This window comes from Nocardioides islandensis (assembly GCF_015352455.1).
In the GTDB taxonomy this organism is placed as follows: Bacteria; Actinomycetota; Actinomycetes; order Propionibacteriales; family Nocardioidaceae; genus Nocardioides; species Nocardioides islandensis.
The window spans coordinates 54,584-74,213 of record NZ_JADKPN010000008.1 but is presented as its reverse complement, the minus strand read 5'-3'; the positions used below and the strand labels follow the sequence as shown (position 1 = coordinate 74,213).

Annotated in this window: 21 protein-coding genes; 16 read left to right on the top strand and 5 right to left on the bottom strand. The window is 72.8% G+C overall.

Features of this window, described 5'->3' with window-relative positions; genetic code table 11:
- The first annotated feature begins 18 nt into the window (after positions 1 to 18).
- The 3 genes from ISU07_RS13930 (at position 19) to ileS (ending at position 5,261) form a co-directional block, all read left to right on the top strand.
- A complete protein-coding gene (locus tag ISU07_RS13930) occupies positions 19 to 696 on the top strand; it encodes an NUDIX hydrolase (RefSeq protein WP_228521901.1) in 678 nt (225 codons plus the stop codon).
- Position 697: 1 nt separating this feature from the next.
- Positions 698 to 1,714, top strand: a complete 1,017-nt coding sequence (locus ISU07_RS24830; protein ID WP_194707409.1) for a methyltransferase domain-containing protein — start codon at positions 698 to 700, stop codon at positions 1,712 to 1,714.
- Positions 1,715 to 2,009: 295 nt separating this feature from the next.
- Positions 2,010 to 5,261: an isoleucine--tRNA ligase gene (ileS, locus tag ISU07_RS13920; RefSeq protein ID WP_194707408.1), complete on the top strand. Its 3,252-nt coding sequence runs from the start codon at positions 2,010 to 2,012 to the stop codon at positions 5,259 to 5,261.
- Here the strand turns inward: ileS and ISU07_RS13915 are convergent.
- Positions 5,239 to 6,327, bottom strand: coding sequence for a M48 family metalloprotease (locus ISU07_RS13915; protein WP_194707407.1), 1,089 nt, complete (start codon positions 6,325 to 6,327; stop codon positions 5,239 to 5,241). The two genes, ileS and ISU07_RS13915, sit on opposite strands and share 23 nt — an antisense overlap.
- Positions 6,328 to 6,394: 67 nt before the next feature.
- Between ISU07_RS13915 and dapE the strand changes: the two genes are divergently transcribed.
- From dapE to ISU07_RS13890, 5 genes are read left to right on the top strand one after another with little or no spacing between them, the layout of a single operon-like run.
- On the top strand, positions 6,395 to 7,537 hold the full coding sequence (gene dapE, locus ISU07_RS13910) for a succinyl-diaminopimelate desuccinylase (protein ID WP_194707537.1): 1,143 nt from the start codon (positions 6,395 to 6,397) through the stop codon (positions 7,535 to 7,537).
- Positions 7,538 to 7,541: 4 nt separating this feature from the next.
- Positions 7,542 to 8,294 (top strand): LOG family protein, encoded by a 753-nt coding sequence (locus ISU07_RS13905; protein ID WP_194707406.1) that lies wholly within the window; start codon positions 7,542 to 7,544, stop codon positions 8,292 to 8,294.
- 22 nt (positions 8,295 to 8,316) lie between these two features.
- Positions 8,317 to 8,610, top strand: a complete 294-nt coding sequence (locus tag ISU07_RS13900; RefSeq protein WP_194707536.1) for a DivIVA domain-containing protein — start codon at positions 8,317 to 8,319, stop codon at positions 8,608 to 8,610.
- A gap of 15 nt (positions 8,611 to 8,625) precedes the next feature.
- Complete coding sequence (locus ISU07_RS13895; protein WP_194707405.1) at positions 8,626 to 9,024, top strand: hypothetical protein; 399 nt, start codon at positions 8,626 to 8,628, stop codon at positions 9,022 to 9,024.
- Complete coding sequence (locus tag ISU07_RS13890) at positions 9,003 to 9,797, top strand: DUF2817 domain-containing protein (protein WP_194707404.1); 795 nt, start codon at positions 9,003 to 9,005, stop codon at positions 9,795 to 9,797. Before ISU07_RS13895 ends, ISU07_RS13890 begins: the two co-directional genes overlap by 22 nt.
- Positions 9,798 to 10,016: 219 nt before the next feature.
- On the opposite strand, the gene ISU07_RS13885 is transcribed toward ISU07_RS13890, so the two are convergent.
- Entirely contained in the window at positions 10,017 to 10,808 is a 792-nt protein-coding gene (locus ISU07_RS13885) for an enoyl-CoA hydratase-related protein (RefSeq protein ID WP_194707403.1), read from the bottom strand.
- Between the two features lie 70 nt (positions 10,809 to 10,878).
- Positions 10,879 to 11,667, bottom strand: a complete 789-nt coding sequence (locus ISU07_RS13880) for a PaaX family transcriptional regulator (RefSeq protein ID WP_194707402.1) — start codon at positions 11,665 to 11,667, stop codon at positions 10,879 to 10,881.
- Between the two features lie 117 nt (positions 11,668 to 11,784).
- Between ISU07_RS13880 and ISU07_RS13875 the strand changes: the two genes are divergently transcribed.
- The 3 genes from ISU07_RS13875 to ISU07_RS13865 all read left to right on the top strand — a co-directional run bounded on the left by ISU07_RS13875 (position 11,785) and on the right by ISU07_RS13865 (position 13,876).
- Complete coding sequence (locus ISU07_RS13875; RefSeq protein WP_082574674.1) at positions 11,785 to 11,952, top strand: DUF3117 domain-containing protein; 168 nt, start codon at positions 11,785 to 11,787, stop codon at positions 11,950 to 11,952.
- A gap of 74 nt (positions 11,953 to 12,026) precedes the next feature.
- On the top strand, positions 12,027 to 13,526 hold the full coding sequence (locus ISU07_RS13870; RefSeq protein WP_228521900.1) for a leucyl aminopeptidase family protein: 1,500 nt from the start codon (positions 12,027 to 12,029) through the stop codon (positions 13,524 to 13,526).
- Positions 13,526 to 13,876, top strand: a complete 351-nt coding sequence (locus ISU07_RS13865; protein ID WP_228521899.1) for a hypothetical protein — start codon at positions 13,526 to 13,528, stop codon at positions 13,874 to 13,876. Before ISU07_RS13870 ends, ISU07_RS13865 begins: the two co-directional genes overlap by 1 nt.
- A gap of 5 nt (positions 13,877 to 13,881) precedes the next feature.
- Here the strand turns inward: ISU07_RS13865 and ISU07_RS13860 are convergent, their stop codons facing one another.
- On the bottom strand, positions 13,882 to 14,541 hold the full coding sequence (locus ISU07_RS13860) for an O-methyltransferase (RefSeq protein ID WP_194707400.1): 660 nt from the start codon (positions 14,539 to 14,541) through the stop codon (positions 13,882 to 13,884).
- 181 nt (positions 14,542 to 14,722) lie between these two features.
- On the opposite strand from ISU07_RS13860, the gene sigE reads away from it, so the two are divergent.
- The 3 genes from sigE to ISU07_RS13845 are packed head-to-tail and all read left to right on the top strand — an operon-like array spanning position 14,723 to position 17,141.
- A complete protein-coding gene (sigE, locus tag ISU07_RS13855) occupies positions 14,723 to 15,322 on the top strand; it encodes an RNA polymerase sigma factor SigE (RefSeq protein WP_323742609.1) in 600 nt (199 codons plus the stop codon).
- The gene (locus ISU07_RS13850) at positions 15,319 to 15,783 is read left to right on the top strand and encodes an anti-sigma factor (RefSeq protein WP_194707399.1); all 465 of its coding nucleotides are present in this window, start codon (positions 15,319 to 15,321) and stop codon (positions 15,781 to 15,783) included. The genes sigE and ISU07_RS13850 overlap by 4 nt, the downstream gene beginning before the upstream one ends.
- A 23-nt stretch (positions 15,784 to 15,806) precedes the next feature.
- Positions 15,807 to 17,141, top strand: a complete 1,335-nt coding sequence (locus ISU07_RS13845) for a S1C family serine protease (RefSeq protein ID WP_194707398.1) — start codon at positions 15,807 to 15,809, stop codon at positions 17,139 to 17,141.
- Position 17,142: 1 nt separating this feature from the next.
- Here ISU07_RS13845 and ISU07_RS13840 read toward each other — a convergent pair whose 3' ends face one another.
- Positions 17,143 to 17,412, bottom strand: a complete 270-nt coding sequence (locus ISU07_RS13840; protein WP_194707397.1) for a helix-turn-helix domain-containing protein — start codon at positions 17,410 to 17,412, stop codon at positions 17,143 to 17,145.
- Between the two features lie 100 nt (positions 17,413 to 17,512).
- Between ISU07_RS13840 and ISU07_RS13835 the strand changes: the two genes are divergently transcribed.
- Both ISU07_RS13835 and ISU07_RS13830 read left to right on the top strand, forming a co-directional pair.
- The gene (locus ISU07_RS13835; protein ID WP_194707396.1) at positions 17,513 to 18,199 is read left to right on the top strand and encodes a hypothetical protein; all 687 of its coding nucleotides are present in this window, start codon (positions 17,513 to 17,515) and stop codon (positions 18,197 to 18,199) included.
- A gap of 4 nt (positions 18,200 to 18,203) precedes the next feature.
- Positions 18,204 to 19,439, top strand: coding sequence for an AAA family ATPase (locus ISU07_RS13830; protein WP_194707395.1), 1,236 nt, complete (start codon positions 18,204 to 18,206; stop codon positions 19,437 to 19,439).
- The last annotated feature ends 191 nt before the right edge of the window (positions 19,440 to 19,630 follow it).

Below are 19,630 nucleotides of genomic sequence, written 5' to 3'. Positions count from 1 at the left end.
ACGGTTATGATCCGCGGCATGGTGGCGCCGATGCACGTGACCGTGGACCTGGTGGTCCTGACCGTCCGGGTGGGCGAGTTCCTCGCGCTGACGATCCGCCGCAAGCTCGATCCGTTCGCCGGGCGGTGGGCGCTGCCGGGCGGGTTCGTGCTCGAGCGCGAGGACCTGGTGGACGCCGCTGTCCGGGAGCTGTCCGAGGAGGCGGGGATCGGCAGCATGCGGACCCACCTCGAGCAGCTGCGCAGCTACGGGCAGCCGGACCGGGACCCGCGCGGCCGGGTGGTCAGCGTCGCCTACCTGGCTCTCGTCCCCGATCCCGGCGAACCCACGGCCGGGTCGGACGCCGACGCCGCTGCCTGGAAGCCGGTCGACTCCCTGCTCCGCAGCCGGACTCTGGCCTTCGACCACGCCGCGATCCTGCGCGACGGGGTCGAGCGCGCCCGGGCCAAGCTGGAGTACACCTCGCTCGGCGCGATGCTCATCCCCGAGCCGTTCACGATCAACGAGCTGCGCGCGGTGTACGGCGCGGTCTGGGGCCGCGAGCCGGACGCGCGCAACTTCCACCGCAAGGTCTCCTCGGCCGAGGGCTTCGTCGAGCCGACCGACGAGACCACCACGCGCGGGGGCGGGAGGCCGGCGCGCCTGTACCTCCGCGGCCCGGCCCGCCTCCTCCACCCGCCGATGCTGCGGTCCTGAGGTGGGCGCCGACGAGCTCTCCTTCGACGACGCCCACGACGCGGTCCTCGGGCCGCTCCTCCTCGCGCGGGGCGTGCTGGACCTGGTCCACGTCGCGCAGGAGCGCGGCCTGCTGACGGCCCTCAGGGAACCGTCCACCGCGCCGGACCTGGCCGCGGCGACCGGGCTGCCCGCGGTCGCGGTCGCCTCCCTGGTCGAGGCGCTGGAGCTCAACGAGGTGGTGGAGCGCTCGGGGGACGGCTACCGGCTGTCGGCGCCGTGGATGGTGCTGACGGGCGACACCGCGATGTCGCCCCTGGAGTCGCTCCTGGAGTCCTCCGACGTCGAGCGGGCGCTGCTGCGGGCGTTCGGCGGGCGGGTCGACTACTGGACGATGTCGTCGGAGCAGCGGCTCAGCTTCGCCCGCGGCATCTCGCCGGACCCGTTCGCGCCCGGACTGGTCGCCGGCATGGGAGCGGCGCTGGGCCGCGACCCGTCGTACGACGTCCTGCGCACGGGCGGCAGCCTGCTCGAGCTCGGCTGCGGCGTCGCGGGCCGGGTGCTCGCGATGCTGCAGGCGCTGCCCGGCATGACCGCGGTCGGGATCGAGCTGTCCGAGGACCTCGCCGCCGAGGCCCGGCGCCGGACCGTGGCGCTGGGGCTGACGGACCGGTTCGAGGTCGTCACCACCGACGCCGCTGCCTTCGACCGGCCGGACGCGTTCGACCGTGGCTACTGGAGCCAGTTCTTCTTCGCCGAGGCCGGCCGGGGACCGGCCCTGGCGACGATGCTGCGCAGCCTGAGGAGCGGGGGACTCCTCGAGGCGCCGCTGCTCGGCGACCCGGAGGAGCTCGCCGCGGACCCGCGTGGCCGGATGGCCCGCGAGCGGTCGGTGTTCCGCGTCGTCCTCGGCTCGTGGGGTGTCCCGGACCGCACCGCCGACGAGCTGGTCGCAGAGTTCGCCGACGCCGGGTTCGTCGACGTCGAGGCGGGCCGCGGCCCCTTCGGCAACTGGCGGGTGCGGGGCCGGCGTCCCTGAGCCAGCTCACCGGGTCTCGTGACGGGCCAGTGTTCGTCTCAGCATCCCTCCTCGACCAGCGGTAATGATTCGTCCGCCGTACCCGGACGCCGTACGCTGGCGACCACAGGCGTTCGAGCCGTCATCAGCGGCGAGCCTCCGGAAGAACGGGGTCGCAAGGCCCTCAGTAGAACCGGACGGGTAGGCCCGTCACAGCCGTGAACGAGCGGTCACCCGAACCTGGGTGGCAAGCGAGGTGGTACCGCGGCGTGAGTCGTCCTCGTGGATCGGCGACGAACACGAGGAGCGAACCCCGATGGCCTACCCCCAGGTCTCCCACACCCCGGCCCCGGACGGAGAGGGCGCCGGCGTCCCGTCGAGCCCGTCCTTCCCGGCGGTCGAGGAGGCGGTGCTGGCGTACTGGGAGCAGGACGGCACCTTCCAGGCCAGCGTCGACCAGCGCGACGCCGGCACCGACGGCGACAACGAGTTCGTCTTCTACGACGGCCCGCCGTTCGCCAACGGGCTGCCGCACTACGGCCACCTGTTGACCGGGTACGTCAAGGACCTGGTGCCGCGGTACCAGACGATGCGCGGCCGCCGCGTCGAGCGCCGCTTCGGCTGGGACACCCACGGGCTGCCGGCCGAGCTCGAGGCGATGCGCCAGCTCGGCATGAAGACGACCGAGGAGATCCTCGACCTCGGCATCGAGCGCTTCAACGACGAGTGCCGCAAGTCGGTGTTCGAGTACACCGGTGAGTGGCGCGACTACGTCACCCGCCAGGCGCGCTGGGTGGACTTCGACAACGACTACAAGACCCTCGACCTCACCTACATGGAGAGCGTCATGTGGGCCTTCAAGGAGCTGTACGACAAGGGACTGGCCTACGAGGGCTTCCGCGTCCTGCCCTACTGCTGGAACGACGAGACGCCCCTCTCCAACCACGAGCTGCGGATGGACGAGGACGTCTACCAGCCGCGCGTCGACCCGGCCGTCACCGTCGGCCTGCGACTGACCAGCGGCCCGGCCGAGGGCGCGCTGGCGCTGATCTGGACGACGACCCCGTGGACGCTGGCGGCCAACCTCGCGGTCATGGTCGGCCTGGACATCGAGTACGTCGTGGTGGAGTCGGACTTCACCGGTACGCCGGAGCGGTACCTGCTCGCGGCGGCCCGCCTCCCGGCGTACGCCAAGGAGCTGGGGGAGTCGCCCGAGGTCCTCCAGAGACTCTCCGGTGCCGAGCTGCTGGAGAGCACCTACACGCCGCCGATGTCCTACTACCTCGGGCACGAGCGGGCGTTCCGCGTCGTCGAGGCCGACATCGTCACCACCGAGGACGGCACCGGCCTGGTGCACACCGCCGGCGCGTTCGGTGAGGAGGACAAGGTCGTCACCGACCGGGAGGGCATCGAGCCCGTCGTGCCGGTCGACAAGGGCGGGAAGTTCACGGCGCCGGTCGTCGACTACGCCGGCCTGCACGTCTTCGAGGCGAACCTTGCGATCATCGACCACCTGCGCGCCATGACGCGTCGGCCGCTGGTCGAGGAGGTTGCGCAGCAACCGTCACGAGACCCGGCGAGCGACACGGGATCGGTGACGCCGGGCACCGTCCTGCTCCGCCGCGAGTCCTACGAGCACTCCTACCCGCACTGCTGGCGCTGCCGCGAGCCGCTGATCTACATGGCGGTGTCGTCGTGGTTCGTCTCGACCACGAAGATCCGCGACCGGATGCTCGACCTCAACCAGCAGATCCGCTGGGTGCCGGAGCACGTCAAGGACGGCCAGTTCGGCAAGTGGCTGGAGAACACCCGCGACTGGTCGATCTCGCGCAACCGCTTCTGGGGCAGCCCGATCCCCGTCTGGCGCAGCGACGACCCGGCGTACCCACGGGTCGACGTCTACGGCTCGCTCGACGAGCTCGAGCGCGACTTCGGGGTGCGACCGGACAACCTGCACCGGCCGTTCATCGACGACCTGACGCGTCCGAACCCGGACGACCCGACCGGTCGCTCGACGATGAGGCGTGTCACCGACGTCATGGACTGCTGGTTCGAGTCAGGTTCGATGAGCTTCGCCCAGGTGCACTACCCGTTCGACAACACCGAGTGGTTCGAGCACCACTTCCCGGGCGACTTCATCGTCGAGTACATCGGCCAGACGCGGGGCTGGTTCTACACGATGCACGTCCTGGCGTCGGCGATCTTCGAGCGGCCGGCGTTCGAGACCTGCGTCAGCCACGGCATCGTGCTCGGCTCCGACGGCCAGAAGATGAGCAAGTCGCTGCGCAACTACCCCGACGTGCGCGAGGTGTTCGACCGCGACGGGGCCGACGCGATGCGCTGGTTCCTGATGTCCAGCCCGATCCTGCGCGGCGGCAACCTCATCGTCACCGAGCGGAACATCCGCGAGGGCGTGCGGCAGGTGCTGATCCCGTTGTGGAACTGCTGGTACTTCTTCGCGCTGTACGCCAACGCGGCCGGCTACACCGCCCAGCGGCGGACCGACTCCGCCGACCCGCTGGACCGGTACCTGCTGGCCAAGGCGCACCAGTACGTCGCGGACATGACGCGTCAGCTGGACGACTACGAGATCGCCAACGCGTGCGACTCGACGCGGTCCTTCCTCGACGTGCTGTCGAACTGGTACATCCGTCGCTCACGCGAGCGCTTCTGGGCGTCGGGCGAGCTCACCGACTCCAACCGCGACGCCTTCGACACGCTCTTCACTGTGCTCGAGGTGGTCGCCCGCGCGACCGCGCCGCTGCTGCCGCTGACGACCGAGGAGATCTGGCGCGGGCTGACCGGCGAGCGGTCGGTGCACCTGACCGACTGGCCCGACGCCGACGAGCTGCCCGCCGACGACGGCCTCGTCACCGCGATGGACCAGGTGCGTGAGGTCTGCTCGGCGGGATCGGCGCTGCGCAAGGGCGCCGGGCTGCGCAACCGCCTGCCGCTCGCCGAGATGACGATCGTCGTCGCGGGCGCTGAGGAGCTGGCCGGCTTCGAGCCGATCGTGGCCGACGAGCTGAACGTGAAGTCCGTGCGGCTGCTCGAGGCCACCCACCCCGACGCCGCGTCGTACGGCGTCTCCCAGCGGCTCACGGTCAACGCGCGGGCCGCGGGTCCTCGGCTGGGCAAGGACGTGCAGACCGCGATCAAGGGCTCGAAGTCGGGCGACTGGTCGGTCGGCGCGGACGGCAAGGTCACCGCCGGGGGGCTGGTGCTGGAGGACGGCGAGTACACCCTCGACACCGTGGCCGGCGGCGACGAGGGCGCCGCGACGGGGATGCTGCCGCGGGGCGGGTTCGTGGTGCTGGACACCGCGCTCACGCCCGAGCTCGAGGCCGAGGGTGTGGCCCGCGACCTGGTGCGGGCCGTCCAGCAGGCGCGGCGCGACGCCGGCCTGGCCGTGTCCGACCGGATCGTGCTGACGGTGGCGGCCCGCGCCGAGGTGGCCGACGCCGCCCGGGCTCACCGCGACCTGATCTCCGCCGAGACGCTGGCCACCTCGCTCGACGTCGAGGTCTCCGACGTCGAGCACCCGGTCATCGAGCTGCAGCGAGCTTGAGGTTGTCCAGCCTCTCGGCGAGCGTCGGGTGGGCGGTGCGCAGGCGGTACCTCAGCCCGCCGCGTCCGCCCAGCGGGATGCCGTCGTCGAACTGGACCAGGTAGCGCGCGAGCGGTTCGGCGCCGACGCGCGACGCGGCGTACGCGTCGGCGTCGAGCTCCTGGCTCACCTGCAGCAGGCCGAGGACGAGGTGGCGGAGGAGCGGCAGCAGGACGACGACCGCCAGGCTGAGCAGCAGCGCGCCGTCCCCGTGGTCGACCGCGGCGGGGAGCAGCGTCAGGGCGCACAGCACCATCAGCACCGTCGACAGCACCGTCCAGCCGATCCGCCACGCGATGTGGTGGCGGTCGCGGTGGGCCGCCTCGTGCGCGAGCACCGCGGCGAGCTGGTCCTCCGGACCGGCGAGCACCAGCTCGCCGACGAAGATGCGGGCACTCGGCCCGGCACCCGCGACGCGGGCGTTGCGACCGTCCCGCTCGACCCGGATCCGGTCCATGTGCAGCCCGTAGTTCGCCGAGAGCCGCCGGATGACCGCCGCCTCCTCGGGCGTCGGCTCCCGGGTTGCCTCGCCGAGCCGGTGCAGCAGCGGGGCGCCGACGACGAGGACCAGCACGAAGCCGAGGTACAGCAGCGTGAGCTGGAAGCCTGACACGCCCTGGTCGAGCACCTGGACGAGCACGCCCGGCACGAGGTACCGCGGGAGCAGCTGCACGACGACGACGCGCAGCGCCCGCGCCATGGCCGGGCCGTACGGCGTCTCGGCTCCGCTCAACCGGTGGATCGCGACCACCATCGCGTCCAGCCAGACCGCCGTCGCGCAGAGGCGGAACAGGAAGGCCGCGAGGGCGGCGCTCAACGCCCAGGCCTCGCGCAGCGCCGGCACCTCGAGCAGCACCTCGCCCGCGCAGATGACGCCGAGGCCGAGTCCGAGGGAGGCGGGGATGCTGCTGGTCGCGCGGATGCGGGCCAGCTGGTCGGGGAGCGGCAGACCCGAGTGCCGGGCGCGCCGTACCTCGCCCGCGACGAACACGCGGACCAGGACGAGCCCCACCAGCAGCGTCAGCACGATCTTCCCCCTCCCGAGACGCGCCCGAGACCAGGCAGGAGCCTACGTGCCTGACAAGATGACGGCCATGCCCCCGGACCAGGCTCTAGACCTGTCGCTCGATGTCTCCGGCGACACGGTCGCGCTGCTCGAGCAGCTGGTGAACATCGAGTCGGTGAGCCGCAACGAGCAGCGCATCGCCGACGCGGTGGAGGCCGTGCTGCGCCCGCTCGCACACCTGGAGGTCTCGCGGCACGGCAACACCGTCGTCGCGCGCACGGCGCTCGACAACTCTTCGGGTCGCGGTGAGCGGGTCGTCATCGCCGGTCACCTCGACACCGTGCCGCTGAACGACAACCTGCCGGCCGTGCACGGCCAGCAGGATGGCCGGGAGGTCCTGCGTGGGCTCGGCACGTGCGACATGAAGGGCGGCGTCGCGGTCATGCTCAAGCTCGCCGCCACCGTGCCCGCGCCCAACCGGGACCTCACCTATCTCTTCTACGAGTCCGAGGAGATCGAGACCGAGTACAACGGGCTGCACCTGCTCTCCCAGAGCGACCCGGACCTGCTGGCCGCCGACTTCGCGATCCTGATGGAACCCTCCGACGCGGTCATCGAGGGCGGCTGCCAGGGCACCCTGCGCGTCGACGTGACGGCCCGGGGCGAGCGCGCCCACTCGGCTCGCTCCTGGATGGGCGTGAACGCGATCCACCGGGCCGGCGAGATCCTGGACCGGCTGAACGCCTACCAGGCGCGGATGCCGGTGATCGACGGGCTGGAGTACCACGAGGGCCTCAACGCCGTGGGCATCACCGGCGGGGTGGCCGGCAACGTGCTGCCCGACGTCTGCACCGTCTCGGTCAACTACCGGTTCGCCCCGGACCGCAGCGAGGCCGAGGCCGCGGCGTACGTCCGGGAGTTCTTCTCGGGCTTCGAGACCGTGGTCACCGACTCGGCCCCGGGCGCGCTGCCCGGGCTGGACCGGCCGGCGGCGAAGGAGTTCGTCGAGGCCGTCGGCGGTGAGGTCAACCCGAAGTTCGGGTGGACCGACGTGGCGCGGTTCTCCGCCCTCGGCGTGCCCGCGGTGAACTTCGGCCCCGGTGACCCGATGCTGGCGCACAAGCAGGAGGAGTACGTGCCGGTCGAGCAGGTGCACCGCTGCGAGTCGGTCCTGCGGACCTGGCTGACCGCTGGGCCCTCCGTTGGGCCCTCCGTTGGGCTGGGAGGCTGAGCTGGTGGTGAAGAGCAAGACCAAGGGCCCCGTCGTCCAGCGTCGAGATCAGATCGACGAGGGCACCACGGACCAGCGCCTTCTGGATTCCAGAGGCCCCTCCGACTGGATCCACACGGATCCGTGGCGGGTGATGCGGATCCAGGCGGAGTTCATCGAGGGGTTCGGGGCGCTGGCCGAGCTCGGGCCGGCGATCGCCGTGTTCGGGTCTGCGCGCACCCACCCCGGCCACGAGCCGTACGACCAGGCCGAGGCGGTCGGCCGGGCTCTGGTCGAGGCCGGGTTCGCGGTGATCACCGGCGGCGGCCCGGGCTCGATGGAGGCCGCCAACAAGGGCGCCAGCGAGGCCGGCGGCGTCAGCGTGGGGCTGGGCATCGAGCTGCCCTTCGAGTCGGGGCTCAACCAGTGGTCCGACATCGGGGTCAACTTCCGCTACTTCTTCGCCCGCAAGACGATGTTCGTCAAGTACAGCCAGGGCTTCATCGTGCTGCCCGGTGGCTTCGGCACGCTGGACGAGCTCTTCGAGGCGCTCACCCTCGCGCAGACGGGGAAGGTCACGTCGTTCCCGGTCGTGCTCCTCGGCACGACGTACTGGTCCGGGCTGCTCGGCTGGCTGCGCGACACCGCGCTCGATCGGGGCACGGTCAAGCAGAGCGACATCGACATGCTCCAGCTCACCGACGACGTCGACGAGGCGGTGGCCGTGATGGTCGCGGCCCGCGACGAGCGGCTGGCCCAGGAACGAGGACGCCGATGAGTGGGGGAGTGATGCCCCGGTGATGTGGTTCTTCGCGATCCTCGTCGTGCTGGCGATGGGCGGCATCGCCATGGTCGCCGCGGGACGCGGCACACCGATGTCCCGGGAGTACGACGACCGGCCCGACGTCCTCGTCCCGCGCGACCGCACGCTCGTCGGCGACGACCTGCGGACGGTCCGGTTCTCGCTGGCGTTCCGCGGCTACCGCATGTCGGAGGTCGACGCGCTGCTGGACCGGCTGGCCCGGGAGATGGAGGATCGGGACACCCCCGACCCCGGAGCGGCGCGCGTCGAGGACGACGCGACCGCCGATTGAGGCAGACTGCTGGCCGTGAAACCCGAGTACGTCGTGTACGTGCTGACCTTCTTGGCAGCCGTCGTCGTGGCGCTGACCCGGATCCGGCTGATGAAGGACTCCGCCGCCGGGCGGCACCAGGTGGGTCTCGGGATCCTCAACGTCCACACCTTCTGCGGCGTCCTGGCGCTGGTCGGGTGGGTGGTCTACCTCGTCGGCGCGAGCGACCTGGTCGGCGTGGTGGCGCTGGCGTTCTGGTGGCTCACCGCCCTGGCGGGCCTGCTGATCCTGCTGCGCTGGCTGCCGTCCCGGGGCAAGCACGCCACCGGCGCGCGCGACGACACCTGGTCCGAGGGACCGGGGCTCTCGATCCTCGGGCACGTCGGGATGTTCGTCGGCGTGCTGGTGTTCACGTGGTTCTACGTCTCGCGCTGAACCTCGGGCTGAAGCTCGGGCTGAAGCTCGGGCTGGGCCTCGCGGTCTCCGGGGTCGTCCTCCTGGGCCCGCCGGCCTCCGCCGTCGAGTCGCGCGCACCCAGGGCGGCGTACGCCTCGGTCGAGATCGGCCGCTCGGTCGCCGGCCGGCCGATCGTGGCCTGGCACCTCGGCGAGACGCGCAAGCCGAAGGTGGTGCTGGTCGCCGGCATGCACGGCAACGAGGCCGCGCCGACCGCGATCCTGCGGACCCTGCGCGACGGCAAGACCGTGCACGGCATCGACCTGTGGGTGGTGCCGGCGTACAACCCGGACGGCCTCGCCCGCGGGACGCGCCGCAACGCCCGCGGCGTCGACCTCAACCGCAACTACCCGTACCACTGGGCGCCCCTCGGCGGCTCCTACTACTCCGGCCCGAAGCCCGCCTCGGAGCCGGAGACCCGCGCGATGATGCGGTTCCTGGGGAAGGTCCGGCCCGACTACATCCTGTCGTTCCACCAGCCCCTGCACGGCGTCGACGTCGCCGTCGAGCGCCCGGCGTTCGCGCGCCGGGTCGCCCGGATGCTCGGCCTCCCGACCACCACCCTCGACTGCGGCGGTGTCTGCCACGGCACGATGACGGGCTGGTACAACCACCGCTTCCCCGGCTTCGCCCTCACCGTCGAGTACGGCGCCCGCCCCGGCGCGTCCCTGATGACCCGTACCGCCCCCGGCCAGGTCCTCCGCGTCTTCGGTGCCTGGCGGGGTACGAACCTCGCCGAGCCCCTTCCCTGAGTCGAGTTGCGCCTCCGGTACGTCCGAGTTGCGCCTGCGGCACGGTCGAGTTGCGCCTGCGGCACGGTCGAGTTGCGCCTGCGGCACGGTCGAGTTGCGCCTGCGGCACGGTCGAGTTGCGCCTGCGGCACGGTCGAGTTGCAACTCGCGGGTACCGGAGGCGCAACTCGCGGGTACCGGACGCGCAACTCGCGGGTACCGGAGGCGCAACTCGACGGATCACCGGCCCTCGAAGACCGGCTTCTCCTTGTTCACGAAGGCGTGGACGGCGGCGGCGTGGTCGGCGGTGGAGCCGGTGAGGGTCATCATCTCCGACTCGAAGGCGAGCGCCTCGTCGAAGGTGTGGCCGGCGGCGTACGCGATCGAGCGGCGGATGGCGCCGAGGGCGACGGTGGGGCCGGCGGCCAGGGACGCGGCAAGGGCGGCCACCTCGGCGGCCAGGTCCGAGGCGGGGACGACGCGGGTGGCCAGGCCGAGGGCGAGCGCCTCGTCGGCCTTGATGGTGCGCGGCTGGTACATCAGCTCGATCGCGCGAGCCGGGCCGACCAGCCGCTGCAGCGTGAACGAGGAGCCGGTGTCGCAGGAGAGCGCGACGCCGGCGAAGGCCAGGTTGAAGCCGGCGGTGTCGGCCACGATGCGCAGGTCGCAGGCGAAGGCGAGCGACGCGCCGGCTCCGGCGGCGACGCCGTTCACGGCGGCGACGACCGGCTTGGCCATCCCGGCCAGGGTGGACACGATCGGGTTGTAGTGCTCGTCGACGGTGCGGAACAGCTGGTCGGAGGACTCCGACTGGAGGATCTCGATGTGCTGCTTGAGGTCCTGGCCGACGCAGAACGCGCGGCCGGTGCCGGTGAGCACGACGCAGCGTGCGGCCGGGTCGTCGGCGACCGACCGGACGGCGTCCAGCAGGGCTTCCTTGGTGGCGACGTCGAGGCTGTTCATCGCGTCGGGCCGGTTGAACGTGATCGTGGCGACGCCGTCGGCGACGTCGAGAAGCACAGGCTCGCTCATGCCTTTGGGGTCCCCGCGGCAGCGTGCCGATCACGAGCGAAGCGAGTCACCGCGCGGTGTCGTGGGGTATTCATGCCGACGATCCTGCCGCAAGGCAGCGCAGCACGAACCTCGTGGCCCCGGGCTCGAGCCGGGTCGCCTCGTCGTGGAACAGCTCCTCGGCCACCCGGCCCGGCCAACGCTCGGGCAGCAGCTCGGCGGGCAGTCCCGGGTCGGAGAAGAGGAACTTGCGCCACTCGTGCACGAGGTGGAACCGCGCCGCGAACATCGCCTCGTCGTCGTCGCCGTGCCGGTCGAGCTCGGTCACGACGAGCCGGTCGGCGTCCGCGGTCCACGAGGAGTACGCCGCGGCGAGGGCCGGCAGGTCCCACGTACCCGCCGGGTCGACCTCGAAGGTCTCCGCCACCGCCGTGCGCAGCGAGCCGCCGGCGCGCTCCACCGTCGGCCGCAGGTCCTCGCGGTGCCAAGGCCCGACCCAGACACCCGGCGCGTACTCGGCCAGCCCGAGGAAACCGAGCTCGTCACGCAGGCGGGTTCGAGCGGACCGGTCGCGCGGGGCGTCGACGAACGCCAGCCGCCAGCGGCCGTCCCAGGGCGGCGTACCCCTGCGGTAGATGCGGTCCGCGGTGTCGGCGAACCGCTGCACGGCCTGGTCCGTCGCGCGGTACCCCGGTCCCGCCGGCAGCGTTACCGGGGCCAGCCAGCCCTGGGCGACCATCCGCGACACGGCGGTCCGCACAGCCGGCGCGCCGATGCCGACGGGGGCGAGCAGCCGGACCAGCGACGCGATGGGTGCCTGGTCGCCGCGTGCTCGGAGGTGGTCCCCGAACACGTCGAACAACGCCGAGCGCGCGTGCATGCGCCGAGTCTGCCTGACCACCCCGGGCGGAGGAATCACACCTGCGCACGCCCATGGGGGATAATGACTGCGGCGCAGAAGCGTCCCCTGGGAGCAAACGTCAGGAAGAGGTGCCGGATGGCGGCAATGAAGCCGCGGACGGGTGACGGTCCGCTGGAAGTCACCAAGGAAGGACGCGGCATCGTCATGCGTGTCCCGCTCGAAGGTGGCGGCCGCCTGGTCGTCGAGCTGAACGCCGAGGAGGCCGGCGCTCTCGGCGATGCCCTCAAGGACGTCGTCGGCTGAGCCCCGTGGCCCAGGCAAACGGTCGACCGACGACGCTTTCCCTCCCACCTCAGGTATCTCCCCCCCAGTTCGCCTTGAGCGGTGCGCTGCCGCACGTCCTCACGGGCGTGGACGTGGTGGCGCTGCCCGTGCTCCCCTCGAGCGTCGAGGACGGTGACGTCCTCCTCGGGCCCGGGGCCGACCAGATCAGCGCCGGCACCGGCGCCGACCTGCTCGGCGCCTGCGAGGTCGCCTCGGCGACCGGGAAGGCCGGCGAGGTCACCGCGGTCGCCGTTCCCGGCGGTACGCCGGAGAACCCGGACCTCACCCTGGTGCTGCTCGTCGGCGTCGGCGACCAGCGGCCCGCCGACTTCCGTCGCGCCGGGGCCGCGATGGCCAGGGCCGCCCAGGACCGTCAGGGTGTGGCGAGCAGCATCGCCAGCGTCGGCGGCGTCGAGGCGCTGGAGCCGTTCGTGGTCGGCGCGATGCTCGGCTCCTTCGGCTTCCACTGGCGCTCGCACGGTCCGCAGCACCACCCGGTCCCGACCGTGGTGCTGGCCGACACCGAGGCCGACGACCCGACCGAGGCCGCGCTCCGCCGCGCCGTCGCGATCGGCGGCGCCGGCTGGCGGGCCCGCGTGCTGGCGACCGTTCCAGCCAACCTGAAGAGCCCGGAGTGGATGGCCGAGCAGGCCCGCACCCTCGGCGACGACACCGGCCTGAAGGTCACGGTCTGGGACGAGGCGAAGCTGGCCAAGGAGGGCTTCGGCGGCATCCTCGGCGTCGGCCGCGGCTCCGACCAGCCGTCGTGCCTGATCCGGCTTGACTACACGCCCGAGGGGGCCTCGTCGAAGACCCCGCGCGTCGTGCTCGTCGGCAAGGGCATCACGTTCGACTCCGGCGGCCTGTCCATCAAGCCGGCCGACTCCATGACCACCATGAAGCGCGACATGACCGGCGGCGGGGTCGTCATGTCCGTGCTCGGCGCCCTGGCCGCGGTCGACTGCCCGGTCAAGGTCACCGGGCTGGTCGCCGCCGCCGAGAACGCCGTGGGCGCCGACTCGATGCGCCCCGGCGACGTGCTGCGCCACTACGGCGGCCGCACCAGCGAGGTGACCAACACCGACGCCGAGGGCCGCCTGGTGATGGCCGACGCCCTGGCGTACGCCGTCGACAAGCTCGACCCGGTCGCGATGGTCGACGTCGCCACGCTGACCGGTTCGATGAAGGTCGCGCTGGGCCAGCAGATCGCCGGGTACTTCGCCAACAACGAGGCGCTGGCCTCCGCGATCTTCGAGGCCGGCGAGGCGTCCGGCGAGCCGCTGTGGCGGTTCCCGCTGGTGCGCGACTACGAGGACAAGCTCGCGTCCAAGATCGCCGACGCCGACAACGCCGCCGGCGGCGCCGGGTCCATCACGGCCGCCCTCTTCCTCCAGCACTTCACCGGCAAGGTCCCGTGGGCCCACCTCGACATCGCCTCGGTCGGCGACGCCCCGGAGGAGAGCTTCGAGTGGACGGCCGGCCCCACCGGCTTCGGCGCCCGCGCCCTGCTGTCCTGGCTCGGCCAGCCCGACCCCCTGGAGGGGATCGCGTGATGGCCGGTCACGAGATGGGACTCACCGTCCGCTGGTCCCTCGCCGCCGCCGAGGACGGCGTGGAGGAGAAGCTCGCGGCGTACGTCGCCGAGACCTCGCACGCCCGCTTCTCCGGCCAGGCGGGCCTGCGGTTCAAGACCTGGCGGATGCGGCCGGGGGAGTGGTTCGAGGGCTGCTACGTCTTCGCCACCGACGAGGCGCGCGCGGAGTTCCAGGAGACCTTCAGCGCGACCGCCGCGGAGGCCCCGGGCTCGCAGATCATCGGCTCCGCGCCGGTCCTCATCGAGCCGTGCGAGGTCGTCGCCGTCGCCGAGGGCGGCGAAGGGTTCCTGGCCGCGCCGAGCTACTGAACGTCCTACTGGACGTCTTCGGGGGCCCACTCCTTCTTCGCCAGCAGCAGCCCGTCCCCGACAGGCAGCAGCAGAGGCACGAGCTGCTCGTGCTCGGCGACGGCGCGGCCGAGGTCGCGGATCGCGACCGTCTCCTCGTCGCGCTGGGCGGGGTCGGCCACCCGGTCGTGCCACAGCGCGTTGTCGAAGGCGACCACGCCGCCGGGACGCAGCAGGCGCAGGGCCTCCTTGAGGTACGCGGCGTACTCGACCTTGTCGCCGTCGCAGAACACGATGTCGTAGTGCGCGTCGGTCAGCCGCGGGAGCACGTCCAGGGCGGCGCCGGCGATGGTGCGGACCCGCTGCGGCGCGATGCCGGCCTCGGTGTAGGACTCCCGCGCCAGCCGCTGGTGCTCGGCCTCGATGTCGACCGTGGTCAGCACGCCGTCGCTGCGCATGCCGCGCAGCAGCCAGACGCCGGAGACGCCGGCCCCGGTGCCGATCTCGACGACGGCCCGGGCGTCGAGCACCGAGGCCAGGAACCGGAGGGCCGCGCCACCGCCCGACCCGATCGCGACGGCCCCGACCTCCTCGGCCCGGGCGCGGGCGTTGGCGAGCACCTCGTCCTCGGGCACGAAGGCCTCGGAGTAGGTCCAGGTCGCCGGCTTGGGAGGACTCGTCGCCATGGCGCGACCCTACTGCGCGAGGACCCCCGCGGCCGGCTGGGAACACCGTGCCCCGGTGGATCGTTGTCCCGGCAAGAGAGACAGGGATACTTGGGCTGACGATCAGGTTCCTCTCAGGACCGGTCCCTACGTTGAGGAGTGACAGAAGCTGTTCGGACAACGCAGGCGTGAGGTGACTTCCGTGGAGGACACGGTCGACGCCGTCCCCACGTGGGACGAGATTGTCGAGCGCCACTCGGACCGTGTCTTCCGGCTGTCCTACCGCCTCACCGGCAACCGCCACGACGCCGAGGACCTCACCCAGGAGGTCTTCGTCCGGGTGTTCCGCAGCCTGTCCACCTACCAGCCCGGCACCTTCGAGGGCTGGCTGCACCGCATCACCACGAACCTGTTCCTCGACCAGGCGCGCCGCAAGCAACGCATCCGCTTCGACGCCCTGTCCGACGAGCGTGCCGAACGGCTGACCAGCGCGAGCGCGTCGCCCGACGCGGCGTACGCCGACCGCACCTTCGACGACGATGTCGAGCTCGCCCTGGCCAGCCTGCCGCCGGAGTTCCGCGCGGCCGTCGTGCTCTGTGACGTCGAGGGCCTCTCCTACCAGGAGATCGCCGACATCATGGACGCCAAGCTGGGCACCGTCCGCTCGCGCATCCACCGCGGCCGCGCGATGCTGCGCGAGGCCCTCGCCCACCGCGCGCCCTCGGCCGGGAGGGAGCGGTACGCAGGCCCGACGGCGCCGGGCGTCGTCCCTGCGGCAGGGCCGGCAGGGGGTTGGGCATGATCGGGGGCCACCTCGGCACGCGCGTCAGCGCGCTCCTCGACGGGCAGCTGCCCGCGGAGGAGGAGGAGCGCGCGTGGGCGCACGTCCACTCCTGCCACTTCTGCCGTGACCTCGTCGAGCGCGAGGGCTGGGTGAAGACCCGGCTGTCCACCCTGTCCTTGGGTGGCGACGGCTGCGCCTCGGAACGCCTCAAGGACGCCCTGATGGGCGCGCAGGCGGGGCTCACCCCTGGTGACGCCCTCCTGGCCCTGAGCGCCAAGCCGCGCCGGGGCAGCCTGGTCGCGATCGGCGGCGGCGCCGCCGGGGCTGCCGTTCTCGGTGTGCTGGCCCTCGGGGCCGCGCCCGCCAACGCGCCGTCGATCGACCGGCGCCCGCCGGCAAGCAACCCGGGCACGACCCTCGTGAGTCCGGCCAGCGTCACGCGCGCCCACGTCGAGGCGACCCTCTCCCGGCGCCGCTAACACGCATCGGGGACACTAGGGGGGTGACGGACAGGCCCCCCGACGGATCCTCGGACTGGTCCTCGAGCTGGGAGGACACCGCGCCGATCGGCCGGTCCGGTGAGCAGACGGGTGACCGGGCGTCCTGGCTGCCACCGACGCACCAGCCACCACCGCCCTGGCAGCAGCAGACCTACCCTGCGCCGGGCACGCCGCTGACGCAGCCGCTGCCGGCGTACGCCCACCCCACGTCACACCGCGGCCACGGCCGCCGGGTCTCCCGGTGGATCTGGCCGGCCGTCGTCGCGCTGGCCCTGGTGGTCGGCGGGATCGCCGGAGCGGTCGGCGGCGCGGCGTACGACCGGCTGACCGCCGACCACGACAGCGGGGGCCGCTTCTCCGGCGGGCTGCAACAGGCGGGCGCCCGGTCCGAGGCGCCGCTGCCCGTGCAGAACGGCTCGGTGGCCGCGGTCGCCCAGGAGGTCCTGCCGAGCACGGTGCAGATCCTGGCGGAGTACCAGGGCCAGGCCGACGGCGCGACCGGCTCCGGCTTCGTGCTCGACGGCGAGGGCCACTTCATCACCAACAACCACGTGGTCGCCGACGCCGCCGAGAACGACGGACCGATCGAGGTCGTCGACCAGGACGGCAACCGGTACGACGCCACGGTGGTCGGCCGCAGCCCCACCTACGACCTCGCCGTGCTCTTCGTCGAGCAGGGCCCCGATCTGCCGCCGGCCGCCCTGGGCGCCTCGCAGGTGCTGCACGTCGGCGACTCGGTCGTCGCGTTCGGCTCGCCGCTCGGCCTGAGCTCGACGGTCACCGCCGGCATCGTCAGCGCGCTGAACCGGCCGGTGACCACCGGCGACGCCGGCAACCAGTCGTCGTACATCAACGCCGTGCAGACCGACGCGGCCATCAACCCCGGCAACTCCGGCGGCCCCCTGGTCAACCTCCAGGGCCAGGTGGTCGGGGTCAACTCCGCCATCGCCACCACCGGCGGCGCCACCCAGGGCGAGGCCGGCAACATCGGCGTCGGGTTCGCGATCCCGATCGAGCAGGTCAAGGTGACCGCCGACCAGATCCTGCGCACCGGCGAGGCGCGCTACCCCGTGATCGGGGCCAAGGTCGTCACCGGCGGCACCGACACCGGCGAGGGCGCGGAGATCAGCGAGGTGCTGCCCGACACCCCGGCCGACCAGGCCGGGCTCCAGAAGGGCGACGTGGTCACCGAGATCGACGGGGTCCGCGTCACCGACGGGATCGCGCTGATCGTGGCCATCCGCTCGCACCAGCCGGGCGAGGACGTCGACCTCCGGCTCACCCGCGGGGACGACGAGATGACGCTGACCGTGACGCTGGGCTCCGAGGTCGGCTGACTCAGGTCTCGTCGACCGGCTCGTCGACCGGTTCCTCGGCCTCCTCGAACGGGTGCTCGTCGATGAAGGTCTTCGTGTCGGCGTACGCCTGCTGGATGTAGGCCTCCAGCTCGGTCGTCTCCACCCGCCACTGCCCGCGGCCGCCGATCTTGATGGCCTTGAGCTCGTGGCGGCGCACGAGGGCGTAGACCTGCGCGCTCGAGGTGTTGAGCACCTCGGCCACGTCGGTCAGGGTCAGGAAGCGCGGCCCCACCCCGTGCTTGTCGGCCATGCGGGTCATCGTCGCATCCCCGGTCCGGCCCGCGGCGCAACCCCAGGTGCCTGTGGATGAAGCCCTGGGCGGTCGCGCGGACCGCGTGCATGATGGGCGCGTGAGCAGGAATCTCGGGAGCTCCGCTCTCTCCGGCACGTCCGGGTCCGGGGTCGCCCCGGCCGTCCGGGCCACGCGAACCGGCTGGCGCGACCCGCGCCTGTGGGTCGGCATCCTCATCGTCGCGGCGTCGATCGTGGCCGGCTCGCGGCTGCTGGCCGCCGCCGACGACTCGGTCAGCGTCTGGGCGGTGGCCGGCGACATGGGCGCGGGCGACACCGTCACCGCCGAGGACCTGGTGGCGCGGCAGGTGCGGTTCACCGAGGCGGCCGACCTCGACCGCTACTTCGCCGCCGACGAGGTGCTGCCGTCCGACGTCCAGCTCCTCCGGGGCGTCGGCGCGGGCGAGCTGCTGCCACGCGCCGCGGTCGGCGCGGCCGGCGACGACGGCCTGCTCCAGGTGCCGATCGCGGTCGACGCCCGGCAGGTGCCTCCCTCGGTCGCGGCCGGCTCGGTCGTCGACGTCTACCTCGTGCCGACGGCCGGCGGTCAGTGTCACAGCGCCTGCGACGGCACCCCCGTCCTGCAGGACGTCACCGTCGTGGACGCCTCCTCGGTCGACGAGGGCTTCGGCGCCACCGACGAGCGCCAGCTCGTGCTCGGGGTCCGGGACGACGACGCGGGAGCGTTCTTCCAGGCGCTCGGGGCCAGCGACGGGGCGACGGTCACGATCGTCCGGCGGGGCTGACCTCGTGGTCGTCCTCCTCGTCCTCGCGAGCGGCGCGGCCTGGGAGTCGGCGGCGCTGGCGCGGCTCGAGCGCGAGCCCGGCCTGGTCGTGCTGCGTCGCTGCGTCGACGTCGCCGACCTGCTGGCCGCCGCCTCCTCCGGCCAGGCCGACGTGGCGGTCGTGGCCCTCGAGGCTCCCGGGCTGGACCTCGACGCGGTCGACCACCTGCGTCGCTTCCAGGTCCGCCCGGTGGCCGTCGTACCCGACGGGCCGGGGGAGCAGCACGCCCTGCGGGCCGCGCGCCTCGGCATCACCCAGGTCGTCCCGGACCACGACCTGGAGGCACTGCCCGTCGCCCTCCGGGCATCCGAGCCCGCGGCCGACGAGGACACCGTCGTGCCGGACCCGCTCGAGCCCGAGCGGCCCGCACCCGGTGGTGCGGGCCGCGTGGTCGCGGTGTGGGGACCGGCGGGCGCGCCGGGGCGGACGACGGTGGCGATCGCGCTCGCCGCCGAGCTCGCCGCTCGCGGGCGGCGTACGACGCTCGTCGACGCCGACCCCTACGGCGGCGCGGTCGCGCAGCAGCTCGGCGTCCTCGACGAGGTCTCCGGCCTGCTGTCCGCCGCGCGGCTCGCGGGCACGGGCGCCCTCGAGGCCCGCTTCGGAACCGTCCAGCGGGCCATGGGCGAGCACCTGACCGTGGTGACCGGCCTGCCGCGCGCCGACCGTTGGGTCGAGGTACGGCGCGGCGTGATGGAGCACCTGCTCGAGGTCGCCGCGGCCCACGGCGACGTCGTGGTGGACACCGGCTTCAGCCTGGAGGCCGACCCCGCCGCCGACCTCGGTGCCCGAGCACCCCGCAACCAGCTCACGATCGCGGCGGTCGCGGAGGCCGACGAGGTCGTCGTGGTCGGGTCCGCCGACCCGGTCGGCCTGAGCCGGCTGGCCCGGGCGCTCGTCGACGTGCGCGACGTGACGTCCCGCGCGCCCGTGCGGGTGGTCGTCAACCGGATGCGGCCCTCGCTCGGCTGGTCGGAGAAGGACATCACCGGCATGGTCGAGGGCTTCACCCGGCTGTCCGGCCTGCACTTCCTGCCCGACGACCGGCCCACGGTGGACCGTGCGCTCGTCGCCGGACGCACCCTCGCCGAGGTCGGGGACTCGCCGTTGCGGCGCGCCCTCTCCGACGTGGTCGACGCGCTGGCGCCCGACACCGTCATGGTGGCCCCCGGGCGTGGTCGTCGTCGGCGGGTGCGGTGACGGGTGGATCCCCCTGCGGCGGGGTTGCCTGGGGTTGCGGTTCTCGGTTCGCCTGCGGCGGGCTTGGTGGTCTGTGGCCGGGCCGGCTGCGCGGAGAAAGCCCGCCGGTCCACTCCCGCCCTCGCTCGTCCCTCACGAGGGCCTGCCAAGCCCACCAAGACCGGCGGGCTTCCCCCGCTCCGCCGGACTGG

What these genes read in the sequence shown, in the direction of transcription:
- ISU07_RS13930 (WP_228521901.1), top strand. Translation starts at nt 19, where the DNA reads ATGGTGGCGCCGATGCACGTGACCGTGGACCTGGTGGTCCTGACCGTC.
- ileS (WP_194707408.1), top strand. Translation starts at nt 2,010, where the DNA reads ATGGCCTACCCCCAGGTCTCCCACACCCCGGCCCCGGACGGAGAGGGC.
- dapE (WP_194707537.1), top strand. Translation starts at nt 6,395, where the DNA reads ATGCCCCCGGACCAGGCTCTAGACCTGTCGCTCGATGTCTCCGGCGAC.
- ISU07_RS13900 (WP_194707536.1), top strand. Translation starts at nt 8,317, where the DNA reads ATGTGGTTCTTCGCGATCCTCGTCGTGCTGGCGATGGGCGGCATCGCC.
- ISU07_RS13885 (WP_194707403.1), bottom strand. Translation starts at nt 10,808, where the DNA reads ATGAGCGAGCCTGTGCTTCTCGACGTCGCCGACGGCGTCGCCACGATC.
- ISU07_RS13880 (WP_194707402.1), bottom strand. Translation starts at nt 11,667, where the DNA reads ATGCACGCGCGCTCGGCGTTGTTCGACGTGTTCGGGGACCACCTCCGA.
- ISU07_RS13875 (WP_082574674.1), top strand. Translation starts at nt 11,785, where the DNA reads ATGGCGGCAATGAAGCCGCGGACGGGTGACGGTCCGCTGGAAGTCACC.
- ISU07_RS13865 (WP_228521899.1), top strand. Translation starts at nt 13,526, where the DNA reads ATGGCCGGTCACGAGATGGGACTCACCGTCCGCTGGTCCCTCGCCGCC.
- ISU07_RS13860 (WP_194707400.1), bottom strand. Translation starts at nt 14,541, where the DNA reads ATGGCGACGAGTCCTCCCAAGCCGGCGACCTGGACCTACTCCGAGGCC.
- ISU07_RS13850 (WP_194707399.1), top strand. Translation starts at nt 15,319, where the DNA reads ATGATCGGGGGCCACCTCGGCACGCGCGTCAGCGCGCTCCTCGACGGG.
- ISU07_RS13840 (WP_194707397.1), bottom strand. Translation starts at nt 17,412, where the DNA reads ATGGCCGACAAGCACGGGGTGGGGCCGCGCTTCCTGACCCTGACCGAC.